Here is a 2,078-nt window from a genome sequence, read left to right as displayed (position 1 = left end):
GCCCGGCCGGCGGGTAGGGCGCGGCGCTGTCCGGGGCCACCGGCGGCACCGGACGCCGGACCCAGCCGCCGGCGCCGTCGCGCGCGGTGGGGTCCCAGACCGCCGGAGTCATGTCGCCTTGGTCCGTCATGGGTGGCCCCCGCCTTCAGGTCTGCCAGGTCTGCCCGGTGCTGGTCGGTGGTGCGGCTGGGGCGGCCCGCCGGTCGTGCGGCGGCTGCCCGTCGTCACCGTACCGGCCGATCACTGCGCAGGGTGGCCCGGCTTCCGAAAAAGTGCGCGAGGCGGCGCATCGGCGGACCGGTCGTCACCGGTTCGGTGCAGTGCCGTCAGCGGGCGGCCCGCCGCAGCACCCGCAGCGACCCGGTCACCGAGACCTCCTCGAAGCCCTCGGCCAGCGCGCGCAGGTACACCCGGTACGGGGCCTGCCCGCCGTCCGCCGGGTCGGGGAAGACGTCGTGCACCACCAGCAGCCCGTCCTGGGCCAGGTGCGGCACCCAGCCCTCGTAGTCGCCGGTGGCGTGCTCGTCGGTGTGCCCGCCGTCGACGAAGACCAGCGCCAGCTCGCCGCCCCAGACCGCGGCCACCTGCGGCGAGCGGCCGACCAGCGCGACCACGTACGGCTCCAGGCCGGCCGCGTGCAGCGTGCGGCGGAACCGGGGGAGGGTGTCCATCAGGCCGACCTCGGGGTCGACCAGGCTCGGGTCGTGGTACTCCCAGCCGGGCTGCTGCTCCTCGGAGCCGCGGTGGTGGTCGACGGTGAGCGCGACCGTCCCGGTGCGGCGGGCCGCGTCGGCCAGCAGGATCGCCGAGCGCCCGCAGTAGGTGCCGATCTCCAGCACCGGCAGTCCGGTGCGACCGGCCGCCTCGACGGCGGCGGCGTACAGGGCCAGGCCCTCGTCCTCGGGCATGAAGCCGTCAGCGGCGGCGAAGGCCGCCAGCACCTCGGGGGCGGGGGTGGTCATGGTGCTGCTCCCGGTCCCGGGCCGGCCGTCCCGGCCCGTGTCCGGGCGACCCTACTCGATGCCGCCCGCCGCCGGTTACCGACGGGTACGGCGCCGGGTACGCCACGGGCCCGGCGCACGCGCGGTGCGTCGGGCCCGTGGGGCAGGTGCTCAGTTGGCGGCGTCCATCCGGTGCCGGCCGTGCGCGTCGGCCTCCGCGTTGTCGTCGGTGGCCAGCACGCCGCGGTGGCGGCCGTGGGCGGAGTCCTCCGCGGTGGCCTCGTCGGCGCCGTGCTCGCTGGTGTCGGTGAGGTTCTCGGACATCTCTCGTCTTCTCCGTGCGTGGGTCAGGTTCTGTGGTGCCGCACGGCACCCGCCGGCCGGAGCCGGGAACGGGGAGCGGTGTCCGGCCCCGCGACCGGGTCGCGACATGCCGGAGCGATCGCCCCCGTCGGTCCGTCACCCTACTGGCCGACTCCGTCAAGAACCATTCAGCTGACGGCGTGTCATCGCGGCCGGGTTCGGCGGACCGGACTGTTCGAGGTCGGACCGGTGCGCCGCCGGGCGGCGCGGGTGGGGCGGCGGGTGCCGGTCCTCCGGGGGACCCCCGTGCCGCGTTCCGGTGGTCACGGTGCCCCCGCCGGGTCGAGCCAGAGCCGTGCGCCGCCGTGCCGCAGGCGGTGCAGGAAGGCCAGCGCGGCGGCGGTGCCGGTGCCGCAGCCGCTGCCGGTCCCGTCCGGCAGCGCCAGCAGGCCCTGGCGCAGCACCGCGCGGGCCGCGAGCAGGTGCGCGAACTCCTCGGCGCCGGTGCGGAACGCGGCGTCGCCGGTGGCCCCGGCCAGGTCCAGCAGGTACTCGCCGTCGGCGGCCAGGCCGGGGCGGGCGACGGCCCCGGCGGTCCGGCGGTCGTCCAGCACCGCGCGGCCGGCCGCCACCGCCAGGTCCAGCGCGCCCTCGTCGCCGGTGGTGCGCCAGAGCCGGACCAGGAAGCCGCCCACCCCGGCGGAGTCGCCGCACCGGTGGACCGGCCGGGCCGGCTCCGGGTCGGGGTCGACGCGGGTCCGCCTGGCCGCGCCGCCCGCCGTCAGCTCCGTCGCGGACAGGGTGGACACGCGGACGACGACGCCCGGCAGCGAC

The 2,078-nt window shown here is 77.8% G+C and carries 2 protein-coding genes and 1 pseudogene; all 3 read right to left on the bottom strand.

Annotation, left to right across the window (positions count from 1 at the left end):
* Positions 1-326 precede the first annotated feature (326 nt).
* On the bottom strand, positions 327-962 hold the full coding sequence (locus ACFW1A_RS40215) for a class I SAM-dependent methyltransferase (RefSeq protein WP_380418650.1): 636 nt from the start codon (positions 960-962) through the stop codon (positions 327-329).
* Positions 963-1,112: 150 nt separating this feature from the next.
* Positions 1,113-1,265, bottom strand: coding sequence for a hypothetical protein (locus tag ACFW1A_RS40210; protein ID WP_380418648.1), 153 nt, complete (start codon positions 1,263-1,265; stop codon positions 1,113-1,115).
* Positions 1,266-1,567: 302 nt separating this feature from the next.
* A pseudogene (locus ACFW1A_RS40205) lies at positions 1,568-2,078 on the bottom strand (hypothetical protein); the annotation flags it as partial.

Origin of the sequence: Kitasatospora sp. NPDC058965, assembly GCF_042741245.1 — a bacterium.
Taxonomy (GTDB): Bacteria; Actinomycetota; Actinomycetes; order Streptomycetales; family Streptomycetaceae; genus Kitasatospora.
This window is presented reverse-complemented; position numbering and strand designations above follow the sequence as displayed.